Consider the following 16,784-nt stretch of genomic DNA (forward strand, 5'->3'; position numbering starts at 1 on the left):
CTTGTGATTCTTATGAGTCATAATCAATATAATAATAGAAAAGCATAGGAGGTGCTTTATGGATATTGTCAAAAACATCTTAGAAGCCAGTCACTTTGCTCATGAATTCATTTATCACAATCAACCTCTGCTTACTGCTCAGGAAGGTGCTGATTACTTTAAAATTGACACTGGTCAGACTGCACCTACCCTAATTATTAAAACGGATAATAATTTTTTTGCCCTTATTATTTCAGGTAGTTCCAGACGTGTTAAATTAGAAGAACTCTCTTTTCTTTTAGGCTGTAAAAAAACTAGGATGGCAAACCGAGAAGAAGTTGAAGAAAAAACAGGCTTTGATGCAGGGAATCTTCCGCTGATCGGCATACCACTCCCCCACATTTTAGATAAACAGCTGTTTTCCTACCCTTGCGTCTATGGCGGTTCGGGCCAATTAAATCGAACCCTGAAAATTACACCTCTTGCCTTAACAAAACTGAATACGGTGATTGCAATTACAACCGTGTTCAGATAAATAATCACCTCTGTGGTGATTCCATCGAAACAAAAAACTACTCACATTTTTTAACATGAGTAGTTTTTGTCATCTTACTGCTTCACAAGAGCCAGCTTCAGCGATTCGCCATTAATATTTACATCTGCATACTCCCGTGCTTCATCAAATACAATTTCCACAGCCAGGGTTTCACTTATAATATAGTCTTTATACTGCTTTACAACGTCTTCCAGAAGAGCATTTCCCGTCATATAGATCTTAATCTTATCCATGACTTCAAACGAACTGTCCTTTCTCATATTCTGGAGTTTACTAATTATTTCTCTGGCATATCCTTCAATTCGTAACGTTTCAGAGATATGGGTGTCGAGAACAACACCAACGTCACCTTCGCCTGCAAAGGCAAAGCCCTCCAAACCACTCATGGTAACCAATAAATTTTCAGCATTAAATTCAATAGGCGTACCATCAATTTCGATTACCATAGACTGACCACTTGCGATTTTCAATGCTAACTCCATTTGATCCATTTCTGAAATTGCTTTTCTGATCCCAGGTATAAATCTACCGTGGGTTTTGCCTAGTACAGGCGAATTGGGTTTTACATTATAACTTACATAGTCTGACATATTGGCATTGACTTCTACGTCTTTAAGATTCAATTCTTCCTTAATAATAGCAATGTAATAATCAGGTAGTTCCTTGGTGCTCAGCAGCATTTTGGAAAGAGGCTGCCTATTTTTTATATTAGCCAGATTTCTCGCGCTCCGGCCAAGACCGCAAATCTTGTAAGTCAATTCCATCTCTTTTTCCAGTTGCTTATCAACAAGCTTTTCATCGTATTCAGGCCACCTGCACAAATGAACACTCTCTGGTGCCTTTTCATCAAGCTGTACTACAAGGTTTTGATAAATTTCTTCCGTTATAAAGGGGACGAAAGGTGCTGCTACAATTACCAGATTTTTTAGCACGGTGTGTAGAGTAAGATAGGCATGAATCTTATCATCAATCATATCCATCGCCCAGTAGCGAGTTCGATTTCTCCTTACGTACCAGTTTGACAGTTCATCGGTAAATTCTTGGATAAGCTCTGCGGCTTTCGTTATATCATACGCTTCCAAACTTTCGTCCACTTTATGGATCATGGTATTTAACTTGGATATAATCCACTTGTCCATGACATGACTGCTTGTTCTTTCTTGGTACTTGGTAGGGTCAAACTGGTCAATCTGTGCATACAGCACGTAGAAAGAATATACATTCCATAAAGTATTCAAGAATTTGCGCTGTACTTCAATTACTGCATCTTCATAAAACCGTGAAGGAAGCCAAGGAGCACTGGCAGTATAAAAGTACCATCGCAATGCATCAGCACCTTGATTTTCTAAGACTGTAAACGGACTTAGAACATTCCCCTTATGCTTTGACATCTTAATGCCATTCTTATCCAGTACATGCCCAAGAACGATACAATTTTCAAAGGAACTTTTATCAAATATAGCCGTAGATATGGCAAGCAGGGTATAAAACCAGCCTCTCGTCTGGTCCACTGCCTCTGATATAAACTGCGCAGGGAAGTTTTGCTCAAACAATTCTTTATTTTCAAAAGGATAATGATGCTGGGCAAAAGGCATGGAACCGGAATCATACCAGCAATCAATCACCTCGCTCACTCGTTTCATCTCTTTACCACAAACTCTACATTGCAGCAGTACATGATCAATGTAGGGTTTGTGAAGCTCAATATCGTCAGATACCAGAATTGCTTTTTCCTTTAATTCGGCAATACTGCCAATACAATCCCGATGCCCACAATCGCATTCCCAGATGGGCAAAGGAGTACCCCAGTAGCGTTCCCTGCTTAGCCCCCAATCAATAACATTCTCCAGAAAATTACCAAAGCGGCCTTTCTTCACATTGTCAGGATACCAATGAATAGTATCATTATTCTCTAAGAGTTTATCTCGCAGAGAAGACATCCTAACAAACCATGAATCCCGTGGATAATACAAAAGTGGTGTATCACAGCGCCAGCAAAATGGGTAGGAATGAAGATATTTTTCTGCTTTGTAGAGAATGCCTCTCTCCTTCATGGTCTCAATAATTTTCTCATCGGCTTTTTTAACAAACATTCCCTGCCATGGAGTAACTTCTTCTACAAAATTTCCCTGAACATCCACCAAATTAACCAAGGGAAGATCATATTTCTGCCCTACCCGGTTATCATCTTCACCGTAAGCAGGTGCAATATGAACCACCCCTGTACCATCGCTGAGTGTTACAAAATCTCCATGAATAACATAATAGGCTTTTTTCTCTGGTGTAACAAACGAGAACATAGGCTCGTATTCCTGATCAAGAAGCTCTTCGCCTTTAAACTCCCTAACGATCTCATATTCACCTTCAATCCTACTAAGCAAATCCTTGGCAAGAATCAAATGCTCTTCTTGATTGATAATTTCCACATAGTCATATTTTCTATTAACGGCAAGAGCTACGTTACTTGGCAACGTCCAAGGAGTTGTCGTCCACACCAGAATAGAAGCATTTTCATTCTTCAGTCTGAATTTAACGTAAGCAGAACTGTCCTTCACATCTTTGTAGCCTTGGGCAACTTCATGGGAAGACAAAGAGGTGCCGCACCTTGGGCAATAAGGGACAATCTTATGTCCTTTGTATAATAATTCTTTATCCCAAAGCTGTTTTAATGACCACCATACCGATTCAATATACTCATTTTGATACGTAACGTAAGGGTTATCCATATCAATCCAGTATGCTACCCGCTCAGACATATCCTTCCACTGGCTGGCATAGGTGAATACGCTATCCTTACACTTCTTTATAAAGTTTTCTACACCATACTTTTCAATTTCTGGCTTGCCGGATATGCCAAGGTTTTTCTCGACCTCCAATTCCACTGGCAGGCCATGGGTATCCCACCCCGCTTTACGTAAAACCTTATACCCTTTCATTACCTTATAACGAGGAATCAAATCCTTAATGACCCGAGTTACGACATGACCAATGTGAGGAGCACCATTAGCCGTTGGCGGTCCATCATAAAAGGTGAAATATTCATTGCCCTCATTCATTTGGAAATTTTTTTGGATAACATCTTTTTCATTCCAAAGAGTAAGAATGGATTTTTCCATTTCTACAAAATTGTTTTTAGGATCAACCTTTTTATACATAGTAAAAACTCCTTTTATCAATATACCTACTACTTCCTCTAATAAAAAAACTCCGCCCTGTTCAGGACGAAGTTTCACCTTCGTTATACCACCTTTTAACAATTCATTCAGGCACTACCATACCCTATCCTTTAACGCAGGATTACGAATTGACTTACTAGAAGGTTCAGTCATCAGCTCTCAGGTGATTTTCTTCCGATTATCCTGGCAGGTTCTCAGCACTCCCTACTCACTGTACATTCAAAATCATGAATACTCTTCCTGATCATAGCTTTTTAGATATCTCTATTAAAATCTTACTAAGAGTATACGTCCTGATTTTTATAATGTCAATAGTCATATAATCAAAGATTCCACTCCCTATTATAGCACTTATCGTAATCCACGGCACATACGCAGAACTGTTTAGTGTTCTTTTGTATTTCTAAAAAAAATGGTTATAATACGGAATATAATGAAACGCTATCAATGAAAACAAATATAAATAGTTTACTAAAAATAATCTATATGAACACTAAAGGAGGTACAATACTATGGAAGAACCTAAAAGCCCCTCTATGAATGAGCAGGAAAAAGAACAAACCAGCGAACCTTCCGTTGAATCCAGCGATCCAAAAACAAAACAAACCGTTCCTACCCTTTATCCTGACATAGAATTCATCAACAGAACGTTACCATGACAGAATGCTTCAAGTGATCAAAAAATAAGTGGAGAAAGCCTTTTTAGGCTTTCTCCACTTATTTTTTGATCTTACTTACTTTCTCGTTGGCTTAATAGTCTCTGGTAGATAATAATTAAATCATCTAATTGCTGGCTTATTTTAATGACTTCTGCGTCTACCAGGCATTGTCTTCCTCCCATCTCATTTAATTGCCGGCGTGTTAATTCAATTTTTTCAACTATTTCACCAATTCTCATCTTTATCCCCCCTTTCCTTGTTAAATTTATCAAGAAAGTGAGGGGAAATGTTTATTTTTCGACATGAAATTTACTTATTTTTTACATTTCTCTACCTTTCGATAGAGGCAATTGCTTAAAAAGCACATTATGATATAATTATTGCAATAAATTAGGTGAAAATTGTAAAATTAGAAAATGATTGGAGTAATGTATATGGCAATATGGCGAATTAATATGGACTCTAGAGATTTCGAGCAGTATCGTAAAAGACTAGTGAACCGAGGCTTTATTCCCACCAATTATTTTTCTGCTAATGGATTTAACATAAAAAAGATGAAAGAACTTGCATTAGCTGGAAAGATGGACGCTATGCAATGTGTTGTCGGAAACTCCATCAGGTGGTATTATTTCGAAGATCAAGCTGAGTTAGCTCGTCTTAGAGGAGAACTTTCGTAAGAACAATATCTTTTTCCTATATATTGAAAAGGCTGTCTGATCTAGACAGCCTTTTCAATATCGTCCTATGCATATTATTCCGAATCACGCTCTCCTATCACTAAAGGGAGTTCCCCTTCCATTGCCAATCTAAGACGATTCTCAACTTCATACCAATTAATTAATTTTAACCATTCTTTCACATATTCCTCACGGTTATATTGATAATCAAGATAATATGCGTGCTCCCATACATCGATTACTAAGATAGGAATCGATCCCCATTGAGTAAGATTTTGATGCTTTTCTGCAGTAAGAATCTCCAGGTGGCTCCATGCTGGATTCCATACGAGTATTCCCCAGCCAGATGCCTCTACTTTAATAGCTGCATTGACAAACTGATCCAGAAAAGCATCAAAGCTGCCAAAGTATTTATTAATTTCTTTGACCGTACATCGTCCCGGCTCACTTTCAAACCCTTGCGGTGCCATAATCGTCCAGTAAACACTATGCAAGATATGTCCAGAACCGTTAAACGCCAACTCATTTTCCCAATATTTTATAAATGTAAAATTTTCTTTCTTTCTTGCATCTACCAAAGCTAATTCAGCCCTATTAAGACCATCTACATAGGACTTGTGATGATGATCATGATGATACCGAAGTGTTGTGGAGCTAATAATTGGCTCTAAGGCATCATATGGATAGGGCAATGGGGGCAGCTTATGTTTCCCCGCTGGAGTATACGCACGCAAATCTGTGTCAGACACGATTTTTTCAACCTCCCCACTCAATCTCTTACCGCTGTGTCGTATTATATTTCTACAACGAGAGGGGGGTGACAAAAATCAGCTAAAAATCTCCATATTTTGATTTTCAACCAGCATCTGACGATCTACTGCTTGTGGCGGTTCCTCAAGCCATCCATATTTAATCATTAGGTTTGCTCCATCCTCTGCGTAAAGAGCAATTTCTGCCATTAATCTAGTATAATCAATTGCCAAATCATAACATTGGCTTGTCGAAATCGCTACACCATAATTACCTATGCCCATCTGTATTAAGGCTGAAATATGAAATAACATTAATTTTTCCGAAAAAGGCGACTGCGATACTGTCGTAATTAAGGGTTCCATAGATGATCCGCCAGTCAGATCATCTGCCTCCAGTCTCTTTGTAAATATTTCGATGTGTTTTTGCGCAATTTCTTTACCTCTTAGAAAATGAGACCGAATATCAGGCGAAGAGGCTGTTTGCCAAAAACCTGTTATCATTGCTTTTCCCATAATATTAGTTTGAATGTTCATAAAGACATGCATAATCTCTACAGCTGTCAAAGGGCGGCTTTCTTTAAATACATTACCTAAAAAAGCTTGCTGCTTTGCAAACTCCACATGCTTATTGGCTGGAATATATGGAGATCTAGCATAAATCCCCTTTTCTAACATCAGCTTAACGACTCTTTCGTTAAGCTCTATCGACTCATGTAGTGTTTGAATGTAAAATTCTCTTATATCCTGACGAGAGGCTGTGCTTAACGCTAATCCATAAGCAGCCAGCCCTACTCGAGACATATTATTGAGATAATGCAATGTGAAAATGTCATCAAACAGTTTTTCCGCATTGGTATTTACATCTTCATTCGTAAATCCAACAGGACTAGCAAACTCCTCATTTTGGTACGTACTGCGGATCCATGCAACATGATTTTGCGATAAAGATAGAGCAAAATCCAGCAATGGGCGAATTTCTTCGTCCTCAACCTTTGCTAAAAAGTATTTCAATACACACTTTGCTAAACTATCACTTTGATATTGGCTCCACATGATTGCGATTTCTGCAGAGGTTAAACGGATATGGCTGATGTTAGACATACATACACCCCCATTTTTTTATTATTATAACCCTAGTTCTTTATTATTAACTACTTATGCAAAAAAAATAAAAGAAGGGGGGTATCACCCAACAATGAGAAGATATCCCCTAATAGGTATCCTCTCAATTGTTAGGATATTTTTTTAGCCAAGTCTTTTGGCATCGTCTGTTTTACTTATATTGGGCGATTATGTACCGTGTTCGCTGGATCATCATACCATTCAAAATAACGCTCTGCACATTCACGCCCAGACTGAATGAGAGCATTCTTCTTTTCATCACTTAAATGGAATTCAATCGTTTTCACATGCAGTGTATTGATATAAATTGTTCTATGCCAATCATCACTGTGCAGATGCTGATTTTGTTGACTCTCCATATAAACATCAACAAGACCTTTTGTAAACTCAATCAAATCTTTTATTTCTTTTCTAGCAGGATCAGTCTGCTTGCGAAACTCAGCAATCTCACGACCAGAATCCAAACGAAATCCAAGAGTCTCTTTATTAAATACATAGAGGCCTGCAGCTTCATCATTTTGTTTTAATTGCTCATTATATTCCTTATAATATTCCGGTTCACTAAAATACTCATGGACATATTTTTCTCTATCGAATAATTTAATGGGATAATTATCAAGAACTCCACCATCTACGTATACATCATTGTGCTCACCTCTTTTTGCTGCAAAGAGCAATGGGATCGACATCGATATACGGACAGCATCTGCTACACAAAGATCGGGAGTATTCTCCACGGAGAAGACTTCAGAGAACCTAGTAGAAAGATTCGTGCCAATAAAAAACATCTCTCTAAAATCTAGTTCTTTTCCTGCTTCGGAAATCTCTTTAAAGGTGGCATCAGGATTCCCAGTTTTGATTTGAATCAGATCGCTTACCCAATTTCGAAAATAGTCTCCTTTATACCAGCCGAATTCTTTAAATAACCTAGTCGTATCAAGCACTACTCCAAAAGAATCATCTAGAAATTTCGTAAAATCTAAATTTTGTAAAATATCTTCAATTTCTTTGAAGCTAAAATTCAAACCGATCAGCAGCCCCATGATGGCACCTGTTGACGTACCACCAATACGTTCAATTTTCGGCAAGATCCCTCTCTCCTGTAATACGCTAAGAGCTCCAATATACGCGATTCCCTTCACTCCTCCCCCTTCAAAAATAAAATTGCGGAACGGATAATCCAAAACAACACCTCCTTCAATATATCTAGCATATTAAATGGATTAACAATATATGCTTACAAATTTCAGTCGATTATATTGCAAAAAAAGAGAGAGCGAATTCAACTCCAGAATTCGCTCTCTTTTCTGTAACAAGTGCCGCTATAGAAGAATAGTTGCTATCCTACTGTCAAAAAACTCTTTTTAGCAAAGTCAGTAAATTCACCAATAACCATATCCACACCCTTCAGCTGCCGTAGTCGATTATGAGCTTCCTGAGGGCCGATGGCTATAATCTGACCAATATTAGCGCGCCTAGCTGCTTCAATGCCTGCATCCGCATCTTCAAAAACAATGCATTGTTCTGGAGACAATCCTAGATTTTGAGCCGATTTTAAATAAATTTCAGGAAACGGTTTTCCTGGAAGCAAGCCATCATCATATACCACTTTGTCAAAATTAAACCACTTTTCTAAATGAAATACCTCAAAGTAGAAATTAACATTATTAATTTCTGACCCAGTAGCAATCGTGCAGGCAATATGATTCTCAATCAAATAATCAAGTAAATCAATGGCGCCCGGTGCCAATTTAACATGATCGGCATCTTTACGGCATAAGTCACGATATATCACTTCTTTTTCCTGACTTAGCGCTTCTCCTTCTTCATCGGAAAGCTGCTTACCAGCTAAATACGACATTGTAACTTTGTTAGGTCTGCCTAAAACAAAAGTAGCCATTTCATGATCGCTAACTGGGTATCCTCTCAATTTTTCAGCCATAGCAATCCAGGCACTGGTTTGCTTATCAGTATCCCAAAACAACGTTCCATTAAAATCAAAAATTACTCCCGAGTACTTTTTAGACATCAACTTTCCCCCATTTTCCTAGTATAATCTCCGATAAATTAGCCACACAACCCAGCCAAAATTCTTCATTATCATAATCCTACTCTACTTTATTTAACATGATAAAACAAAACTCCTGCAAACTCTCTCACCAACGTTAACATAAGCACACACTTGTAGCAGCTAGCTATAAATATAAGAATGGACTGTGTTGAAACAAACGTTTCCTCACAGTCCACACGTCATTTTAATATATCTTGATCCGTAACATCAGCACCCGCGTCATTCATTGCACAATTATATTACTGTAAAAACAGCATCTTGGCAAACTTGCTGCTATTTTCTCCGCAGGGCATTATAAATCTTCGCGGATTCACTGGCAATAAAATTACTGGAATACGTATGATCCGCCGTAGTTGTAAAAAAGCTGATCAGAATCGGATCATGACCATCCTGAATTACTCCCACATCGCAAAGTATTTCATCCAGTTCACCAACTTTATGAAAGACTGGAGTCTGCATGTAGCGCGGAATTTCATCGTTATAAATCGTATTGGCCAACTCATCCTTTAACTGCCCATTTTTGCTTTTATTCAGATACTTGCCAGTATAGATCTTCTCGAATACTTTTCCCATTTCGTAGGGCGTTGTTACACTATGATATTGGTATTTCTGAAAAGCATCTTTATTATGAATTTGGGTCTTGCGCAGTTTAAGGTCCTTGACTGTCTTAGTAAGAACATCCTGGTTATTAGTATCCATCTCATTTAATAATTCCTGAAATGCGTTATTGTCACTCACCGTCATCATCAGCTCTATCTGCTGATCATATTGGCTGGCCTTGGCTGATCCGGCCTGAGGATATAAATATTTGTAGGTAGCTAAGGCAACTACTAATTTACTAGTTGAAGCTGTTGGAAATATTTCATCCTGGTTAAATTCGATAGTACGACCAGTATTTAAATTCTTGGCAAAGACTCCGACCCGGCCATCAAACTGTTTTAAGTCGTTTTTTATTTCTCGCTCAAGTGAGGAAGCTGCCAGTGCATGAGCAGTAAAGACAGTCACCAAAGCAAGCAGTATCGTAACCTTTTTTATCATGTAACCACCTCGTCAAAATAATTTGGTCTTCAGGAAATTCATACGCTCTTTCCCTATGTATCCTATTTTCTACCTATGTCAGTATAGAATAAAACTATGACCAAATTATGACAGCAATAGTGCTAACAGATTCACTATATATCCCATATATGCTTACAAAGTCTACTATATGGAAAAAAGAGAGCGAATTTAATTGAGAAATTCGCTCTCTTTTCTATAATCGTTCCAATAAGAAGATTGTTTGCTATCCTGCTGACAGCACCTTACGGTTTGCAAATGATTTCAGCGATATAAGTATTTAAAATATTAGCTGAATAATCCGGGCGTATCACCACAGCGGTATCTACTCCCTTACCCGTGCCGCCTACGGCAATGATCTCTTCTCCATAGGGGATGAGTCCCGCATCAAGAGCCATGACAGCAACCTCTACGCCAACCTTAACCCCTTGGCCAAACATTCTAAGCGTACCTGCCATAATTTCTACAGGATACACCCCGCCGAATTTCTTGCTAATTCCCCGCTCTGCACCAGATAATACATGATTGGTTGTCAATACTTTCACATTTTTTTCAATCAGTATCTCACGTTGCTGAGGCGTCAATTCATTTACTCCGGGATCTTTAAAACCATTGACATGCGTTACACATACTATGTTTTCAGCTTTTCCCGCAAATAATTCGGCTGTTTTACCACTAACGGATGCTACCACAATTGACTTTATGCCATATTCTTCAGCTTTGCGCAATGCCAGCTCCACCGTTTTTTCGGTATGAATAGCTCCTACAGATTTCCAGTACATACTCATCATCTCCACATTATAAATTTTCATTTTACATTGTACTTTATCTATCTTTAAATAACATATTAAACCTCTGCAGTAATATTTCACTTCTTAGAAAAAATTTGGTGCCAGCTAAAGAAAACACCAGCAAGGCTGCCCAAATTAGGCCAAATGATACAGCATGAACGATAGTAAATGCCTCGTGGTATAAGAAAATTCCTAATAATAGTGAAATGGTAGGCGCTAAATATTGGATAAATCCAAGCATTGTTAGTGAAAGTCGGTTCGCACTATTCGCAAATAATAATAATGGAATGGGCGTCACAATCCCCCCTCCGACTAAAAATAGAGAAGTAAGGGACAAACCGTCAAAACTTCCACTTCCATGATAACCCAAATATAAAAGATACAAAAAAGCAAACGGGGCTACGATGAGTGTCTCCAACGTAATACTTGTAATCGGCGATAGAACAGCCTTTTTTTTGCATAACCCGTACAAACCAAAAGAAAGAGCCAAGCAGATTGCAGCCCAGGGCACACTGCCAAAGTGCATTGTCATGTATAAAACACCGCTGGCTGCTAGTATAACAGCAATGCTCTGCCCCAAAGACAGCCTTTCCCTAAAAAATAGAATGCCTAGCAGAATACTAACCAGTGGACTAATATAGTAACCTAAACTGGTCTCAATTACTCGATTATTATTGACTGCCCAAATAAAAATAAACCAATTGAGGGTGATAAAGATCGTTCCAATCATCAATGCCAACAATTGAGTAGGAGCAGCAAGCAACTGAGTGATTTCTTCATATAACTGTTTCTTGCGATTCATAAGAATCACCACCGCCAGCATGAACAGTAGAGACCAAAAAACGCGATGCGCTATAACCTCTTGCGCCGACACGTTAGAAACCAATTTCCAATAGATCGGCAATATCCCCCAAAGAAAGTATGCACCAATCGCTGAAGTGAGTCCTCTTTTTAGATTTTCATTTTGTTCCATATTCATTACCCCAATTCTTTCTTAATATCGTCAACTGTAATAAATAAATTGATTTTTCAGGCGAATTTATGATATAATTCAATCGGACAAGTTGTCCTTAATGAATTATACCGGACAAACTGTCCGATTGTCAATATACAATCTTTCATATTAAGGAGAATGTAAAAATGAGTAAGGCACTTGACGCTACCCAACTCTCTAAAGATGAGGTAATACGACGGCGAATTTTGGAATCGGCGCGAATGCTCTTTATCGAACAGGGTGTTGAGAGCGTAAACATGCACCAGATTGCAAAAATGGCTGAAGTTGGTCAAGCAAGCTTATATCGTCGGTACACAGAAAAGGGCGATATTTGTATGGAGATCGTCCTAGAAGAGTGCCAGCCTTTATTTGATGAAGTCAAAGCGTATCTTGATCAATCTACTGATATTCCCATTTTAGATCGACTTTATCAAGTAATCATAAAATTTGTGACTTTTACAGAGGCGAAGGTTCCCTGGTTATGCAGCGTCAGCCGCGCTACACCAGGCTATCGTCCACTACAATCGCCTCTATATCAATCCATGCGAAATACTTGCAGGGAATTGCTGAACGAGGCCGTAGAGCGGGGAGAAGTTACAGATGTAGATGTTTTCTATACCGTAGAGGTATTACTGGCAGCGCTCCACAACATTGATTTTCACATCCGGGATCAAGGCTTTTCGACTAAGCAAATTCTGCTAGGATTGCATCGACTCTTTATTGAAGGGTTGAAAAAAAATAATTAATAAATCTTGCTTAGCATATTGCCTTATATATTACAAAGGGAACGAATTCAGTTAAGAATTCGTTCCCTTTTGCCTATATAAATATTGTTTTCTTCTTATTGGTTCACCTGACGTACGACGTCAATGACACTGCCATCCCGATATTCTACCACTGCGACAATGCGGTCGCTTGTTTTTAGTTTTTGTGGCACTCCAGCGATCTTCTCGGCCATAGCTTTTAAGTCGTGAATATCTTTTACCGGTAAACCCGCTGCCAATAATTGCTGTAGTAACTCTGGACGCTGTGGATTGACGACCACACCTCGTTCCGTTACTAATACATCAATGGTTTCCCCAGGAGTAGTGGCCGTTAGCACCTGCTCCACAATAATAGGCAGGCGACCTCGCAGCAGATTGGCAACGACAATCGTTACCTTGGCTCCAGCGGCAGCATCAGCATGGCCGCCAGAGCCACCCATGATCACACCATCGGAACCCGTGACCACATTCACATGAAAATCAATATCGATTTCCGTAGCTCCCAGCACTACCACGTCCAGCTTATTGATAGCGCATCCCGCATTAAAAGGACTGGCATAAAAATTTGCGCTTACTTCCAGATGATTGGGATTCGTTTGGATGGATCGGATGGCTTCTAAGTCAAACCCCTGTACGTCAATGAGCTTCTTAAAGAATCCCTTTTCCAGCATTTCCACCATATAACCCGTAATACCACCCAGAGCAAAACTGCCTACGATGTGCTCTTGTTCCATCCTTTGCCGGACAAAATGAGCAACCGCTAAGGACACACCGCCAGCCCCTGTCTGGAAAGAAAAGCCATTTTTCAATAATCCCGCAGCCTCAATGACTTTTGCCGCCATAGCAGCAATCTTGAGTCCCACAGGATCCTTAGTGATTTTCGTAGTACCGGAGACAATCCCTTTGGGATCACCTGCACAATCCACCTTCACCACATAATCTACCCGGCATTGGGGTATGGAGATGGGCGCTAACGGATATTCTACGATATAGTCTGTAACGGCTACCACATGGTCTGCGTATTCCGCATCGGGAAAAGCATACCCTAAGGAACCGCAAGCAGCAGGTCCCTGCACGCCGTTGAGATTCCCATACTCATCAGCAGCAGGGGCAGCAATAAACGCCACATCAATCAGCAGCTGACCACATTCGATGGCTCGTGCTCTTCCCCCATGGGTTCTAAGTACAACAGGAATCGCAAGCATCCCCTTTGATATCGCCTTGGCTACAGGACCTGACATATAATTGGTATCCAGAGCCGTTACTACACCGCTTTTCATATGAGCAATCAAGGTCTCGTGAACGGGAAATACAGAGCTTAATGCCACTTTTAAATTTTTAATCCCTAATGCTGCAGCCGTTGCCAGTACCTGATTCACTACACCATCCCCATTGCGAAAATGATGATGAAAAGACAAAGTCATACCATCAGTTATAGGAATTTGCTGAAAGACCGTTTCTAACGTATCAACCAACTTTTGTTTCCTAGGATGAATGGTCTTAACCTTAGGAGCCTGTCGCTTCATGGCAGGCTGCGTTTCAAATGCTCCAACGTAAGGAATGGTCTCTCCATACCCTTCGATCACTTCGGGAATATCCCGGCCAATACTGTTCTTCATTGCATAACCTCCACCCCTAGCCTGCGTGCCAGCTTTAATATGTGCTCTGCTCGCGCCACAATGGGCGCATCCACCATTTTCCCATGCAAGGAGGCTACACCCGAACCTTCCGATTCTGCTTTGCGGATAGCCTGCACTACCTCTTCTGCCCACTCGATTGTAGCAAGCGTGGGATTAAATACACCATGGATCACATCAATCTGACGAGGGTTGATAGCGAGCTTCCCTTTGAAACCCAGTTCTTTACCTGTAAGAGTATCCTGATACAAACCAGCCTCATCGTTGGCATCGGTAAAGGGAGTATCAAGAGACTGAATTCCCGCAGCAGCGGCTGCATTGATTACCAAGGAACGGGCTGTGAAAATCTCCCTGCCCTCCTTCGTCCTTGTTGCGCCAAGACCCGCCGTATAATCTTCAGCTCCAAGGGCTAATGCTACTAATCGTCCCTTCGTTTGAGCGATTTGATAAGCCAAAGCAATACCTTGGGATGTCTCCAGGAGGGCAATTAACTGGACTGGCTGCTGTCCCGCCGTCTCTGCCTGTGCTACCAGATGGGTGACTTTCTCTATATCCTGGACACTTTCTACCTTCGGTACGAGAAGAACATCCGGCTGGCAAGGAACAATCATCTGGATATCCTCCGCGCCAAAAGTATCCAGGGGATTGATTCTGACAACTTTCTCGCTATTACCATAGTCTACGGTTTTCAGCGCCTGCGCCACTAGGAACCTAGCGGCATCTTTCTCCTGAGGAGCAACGGCATCTTCTAAATCTAAAATCACAGAATCTGCACCAAACACGCCCCCATTTTGCAGCATTCCCGGATTATTTCCAGGAATAAACAGCATGGTCCTGCGTAAATTCATTTATACCACCCCTTTCTTTCCTACAGCCCCTGCACGGGTTAAAGCTGTTAGTAAGCGAGCCCGAATGGTACAATCCAGTGCTCCTCTGTCAGCAACGGTAATATAGATATCACGGCTCCCCTGCTCCGCTACCACATCTAGTAAGGTTCGGCGAATGGCATCCCCATATTGATCTTTCACAATACTAGTAAGATCAATGAAGACACCACTGCCTGCTTCCCCTGGCGCTACCGTAATCATCACATCATTGGATTCTAAGGTACCGGCTTGCCCGACTTTACGTACTTCCTCTTCATTATCGGCTGCAACCATCATCATCACTCTCCCTATTCTCTAGATTACAAAGTCAAACGCATTAAAATAGCTGCCATCACAACCATGCAAGCTCCGCCTAATCGTGTGGAAATTTGGGCAAAAGGCATGAGTTCAATTCGCCCCGCCGCTGACAGAATCGCTACATCACCCGTACCGCCTAATCCACTATGGCAAGCCGTTACCAGTGCCGCCTCCACAGGATACATATTCATCACCTTTCCCACATAAAAACCGGATGCAACCATGGCAACCACAGAAGCGGCGACTGTCGCAATATAGGCAGGACTAATGGCGGCAACAACATCCTTCCAAGGAGTATACAAGGCTCCCACGCCAATGAGCAGCGCCCAAGTCAAATTCGCAGACACAAATTTATACATATGATACGCCCCTTGTTCCATTTTCTCGGGCATAATGCCTAGTGCCTTCACCAGAGCGGCCGAAAAGATCATAATGATCGCTGCGGGAATAGGGATAAACTTACTGGCTAACTGCCCCCAGATATAAAAACAGCATGCAAGTAACAATCCGGCACCCATGAGAGAAAAGTTCACAGGTTTGTCAATATTCTGAGCAGCATGCATTCTCTCGTCATCCCCGGTTTTGACTAATACTCCGTTACCTGTTAGATGGGGTTTTTTAGCTCCCAAGGTCCGAAGGCCACCAGCCATCATAATGGCGATGACATTGCCCAGCATAGCCGCTGGCACCAAGTGAGGGATAAAACTCTCATAAGGCTGATTCAAGATTTCCGAATAGGCCATAGACAAAGGCAGAATTCCTTCCCCTAAGCCACCGGAAATAATGGGGATCACAACATAGAAGAAGGAATGATGCGCCCCGAGTCCAGTCAGCATCCCTACGCCTACCCCTGCTACAATACTGCCGATAGAGCCAACCACAATTGGAATAAACATCCGAATAAAACCTTGAATTAATACCACTCGCAGCATCCCTAAGATGCTTCCCGTGATTAGACATGCAATATAGAAATACAAGAAATTTGAGCCCTTCATAAAAGCGGTAATGGCTTTCATGGAGTCCACATTCAGTAACTGATAAAAAACCAGAATTGACGGTACAAAAATAGATAAAATAGCAGGTCCACCAATGTCTTTCAAAATCGGCACTTTGAGGCCAATATCCCCTAGTAACATTCCCATAATCATCATAATGGCGATGCCGCCAATCATATCCGCTGGTAGTTTCCCATTCAAGGATGCAATGTAGATCAGTGCAGCCAGAATCAAATATAAGGGAAGGGGCACGGAACCAATAGTAAAGGATTGTAAATAGGCCAAACTTTTTTGCAGCAGATTTTGAGATGAGGTTGTCGCTTCCATATTCATAATATATTCCTCCTTTTCGATTTGCCTTGAGTATAGCA

The 16,784-nt window shown here is 40.6% G+C and carries 17 protein-coding genes and 1 other annotated feature; of the genes, 4 read left to right on the top strand and 13 right to left on the bottom strand.

What is annotated here, in order from left to right; all coding sequences use genetic code 11:
* Positions 1–58: 58 nt before the first annotated feature.
* Entirely contained in the window at positions 59–514 is a 456-nt protein-coding gene (locus JBW_RS12670) for an aminoacyl-tRNA deacylase (protein ID WP_007952535.1), read from the top strand.
* Positions 515–588: 74 nt separating this feature from the next.
* On the opposite strand, the gene ileS is transcribed toward JBW_RS12670, so the two are convergent.
* Positions 589–3,690 carry an isoleucine--tRNA ligase gene (ileS, locus tag JBW_RS12675; protein ID WP_036680041.1) on the bottom strand — a complete coding sequence of 1,034 codons (3,102 nt, stop codon included), beginning with the start codon at positions 3,688–3,690 and terminating at the stop codon, positions 589–591.
* 59 nt (positions 3,691–3,749) lie between these two features.
* Positions 3,750–3,968: a binding site (T-box leader), on the bottom strand.
* A 255-nt stretch (positions 3,969–4,223) separates the two neighbouring features.
* On the opposite strand from ileS, the gene JBW_RS25355 reads away from it, so the two are divergent.
* On the top strand, positions 4,224–4,370 hold the full coding sequence (locus JBW_RS25355) for a hypothetical protein (protein ID WP_007952533.1): 147 nt from the start codon (positions 4,224–4,226) through the stop codon (positions 4,368–4,370).
* A 71-nt stretch (positions 4,371–4,441) separates the two neighbouring features.
* On the opposite strand, the gene JBW_RS12680 is transcribed toward JBW_RS25355, so the two are convergent.
* Positions 4,442–4,609 carry an aspartyl-phosphate phosphatase Spo0E family protein gene (locus JBW_RS12680; RefSeq protein WP_007952531.1) on the bottom strand — a complete coding sequence of 56 codons (168 nt, stop codon included), beginning with the start codon at positions 4,607–4,609 and terminating at the stop codon, positions 4,442–4,444.
* Between the two features lie 195 nt (positions 4,610–4,804).
* Between JBW_RS12680 and JBW_RS12685 the strand changes: the two genes are divergently transcribed.
* Positions 4,805–5,047, top strand: a complete 243-nt coding sequence (locus JBW_RS12685; protein WP_007952528.1) for a hypothetical protein — start codon at positions 4,805–4,807, stop codon at positions 5,045–5,047.
* A gap of 74 nt (positions 5,048–5,121) precedes the next feature.
* Here JBW_RS12685 and JBW_RS12690 read toward each other — a convergent pair whose 3' ends face one another.
* The 7 genes from JBW_RS12690 to rarD all read right to left on the bottom strand — a co-directional run bounded on the left by JBW_RS12690 (position 5,122) and on the right by rarD (position 11,812).
* Entirely contained in the window at positions 5,122–5,796 is a 675-nt protein-coding gene (locus tag JBW_RS12690) for a superoxide dismutase (RefSeq protein WP_007952527.1), read from the bottom strand.
* A 78-nt stretch (positions 5,797–5,874) separates the two neighbouring features.
* Positions 5,875–6,900 carry a DUF3231 family protein gene (locus JBW_RS12695; RefSeq protein ID WP_007952526.1) on the bottom strand — a complete coding sequence of 342 codons (1,026 nt, stop codon included), beginning with the start codon at positions 6,898–6,900 and terminating at the stop codon, positions 5,875–5,877.
* Positions 6,901–7,076: 176 nt separating this feature from the next.
* Positions 7,077–8,105, bottom strand: coding sequence for a patatin-like phospholipase family protein (locus JBW_RS12700; protein ID WP_007952525.1), 1,029 nt, complete (start codon positions 8,103–8,105; stop codon positions 7,077–7,079).
* A gap of 155 nt (positions 8,106–8,260) precedes the next feature.
* Positions 8,261–8,950, bottom strand: a complete 690-nt coding sequence (locus JBW_RS12705; protein WP_007952523.1) for an HAD family hydrolase — start codon at positions 8,948–8,950, stop codon at positions 8,261–8,263.
* Between the two features lie 315 nt (positions 8,951–9,265).
* Entirely contained in the window at positions 9,266–10,030 is a 765-nt protein-coding gene (locus JBW_RS12710; protein ID WP_007952517.1) for a serine hydrolase, read from the bottom strand.
* A gap of 263 nt (positions 10,031–10,293) precedes the next feature.
* Positions 10,294–10,860 (bottom strand): pyruvate kinase alpha/beta domain-containing protein, encoded by a 567-nt coding sequence (locus JBW_RS12715; protein WP_235333771.1) that lies wholly within the window; start codon positions 10,858–10,860, stop codon positions 10,294–10,296.
* 13 nt (positions 10,861–10,873) lie between these two features.
* Positions 10,874–11,812, bottom strand: coding sequence for an EamA family transporter RarD (rarD, locus tag JBW_RS12720; protein WP_200896991.1), 939 nt, complete (start codon positions 11,810–11,812; stop codon positions 10,874–10,876).
* Between the two features lie 167 nt (positions 11,813–11,979).
* Here rarD and JBW_RS12725 point away from each other — a divergent pair, with 167 nt between their 5' ends.
* Complete coding sequence (locus JBW_RS12725; protein ID WP_007952512.1) at positions 11,980–12,579, top strand: TetR/AcrR family transcriptional regulator; 600 nt, start codon at positions 11,980–11,982, stop codon at positions 12,577–12,579.
* Positions 12,580–12,674: 95 nt separating this feature from the next.
* On the opposite strand, the gene citF is transcribed toward JBW_RS12725, so the two are convergent.
* The 4 genes from citF to JBW_RS12745 are packed head-to-tail and all read right to left on the bottom strand — an operon-like array spanning position 12,675 to position 16,746.
* A complete protein-coding gene (gene citF, locus JBW_RS12730) occupies positions 12,675–14,216 on the bottom strand; it encodes a citrate lyase subunit alpha (RefSeq protein ID WP_007952510.1) in 1,542 nt (513 codons plus the stop codon).
* Entirely contained in the window at positions 14,213–15,082 is an 870-nt protein-coding gene (locus JBW_RS12735) for an HpcH/HpaI aldolase/citrate lyase family protein (RefSeq protein ID WP_007952508.1), read from the bottom strand. The genes citF and JBW_RS12735 overlap by 4 nt, the downstream gene beginning before the upstream one ends.
* Positions 15,083–15,397 carry a citrate lyase acyl carrier protein gene (gene citD / locus JBW_RS12740; RefSeq protein WP_007952506.1) on the bottom strand — a complete coding sequence of 105 codons (315 nt, stop codon included), beginning with the start codon at positions 15,395–15,397 and terminating at the stop codon, positions 15,083–15,085.
* A 23-nt stretch (positions 15,398–15,420) separates the two neighbouring features.
* Positions 15,421–16,746 carry a 2-hydroxycarboxylate transporter family protein gene (locus tag JBW_RS12745; protein WP_007952505.1) on the bottom strand — a complete coding sequence of 442 codons (1,326 nt, stop codon included), beginning with the start codon at positions 16,744–16,746 and terminating at the stop codon, positions 15,421–15,423.
* Positions 16,747–16,784 lie beyond the last annotated feature (38 nt).

Origin of the sequence: Pelosinus fermentans JBW45, assembly GCF_000271665.2 — a bacterium.
Classification (GTDB): Bacteria; Bacillota; Negativicutes; order DSM-13327; family DSM-13327; genus Pelosinus; species Pelosinus baikalensis.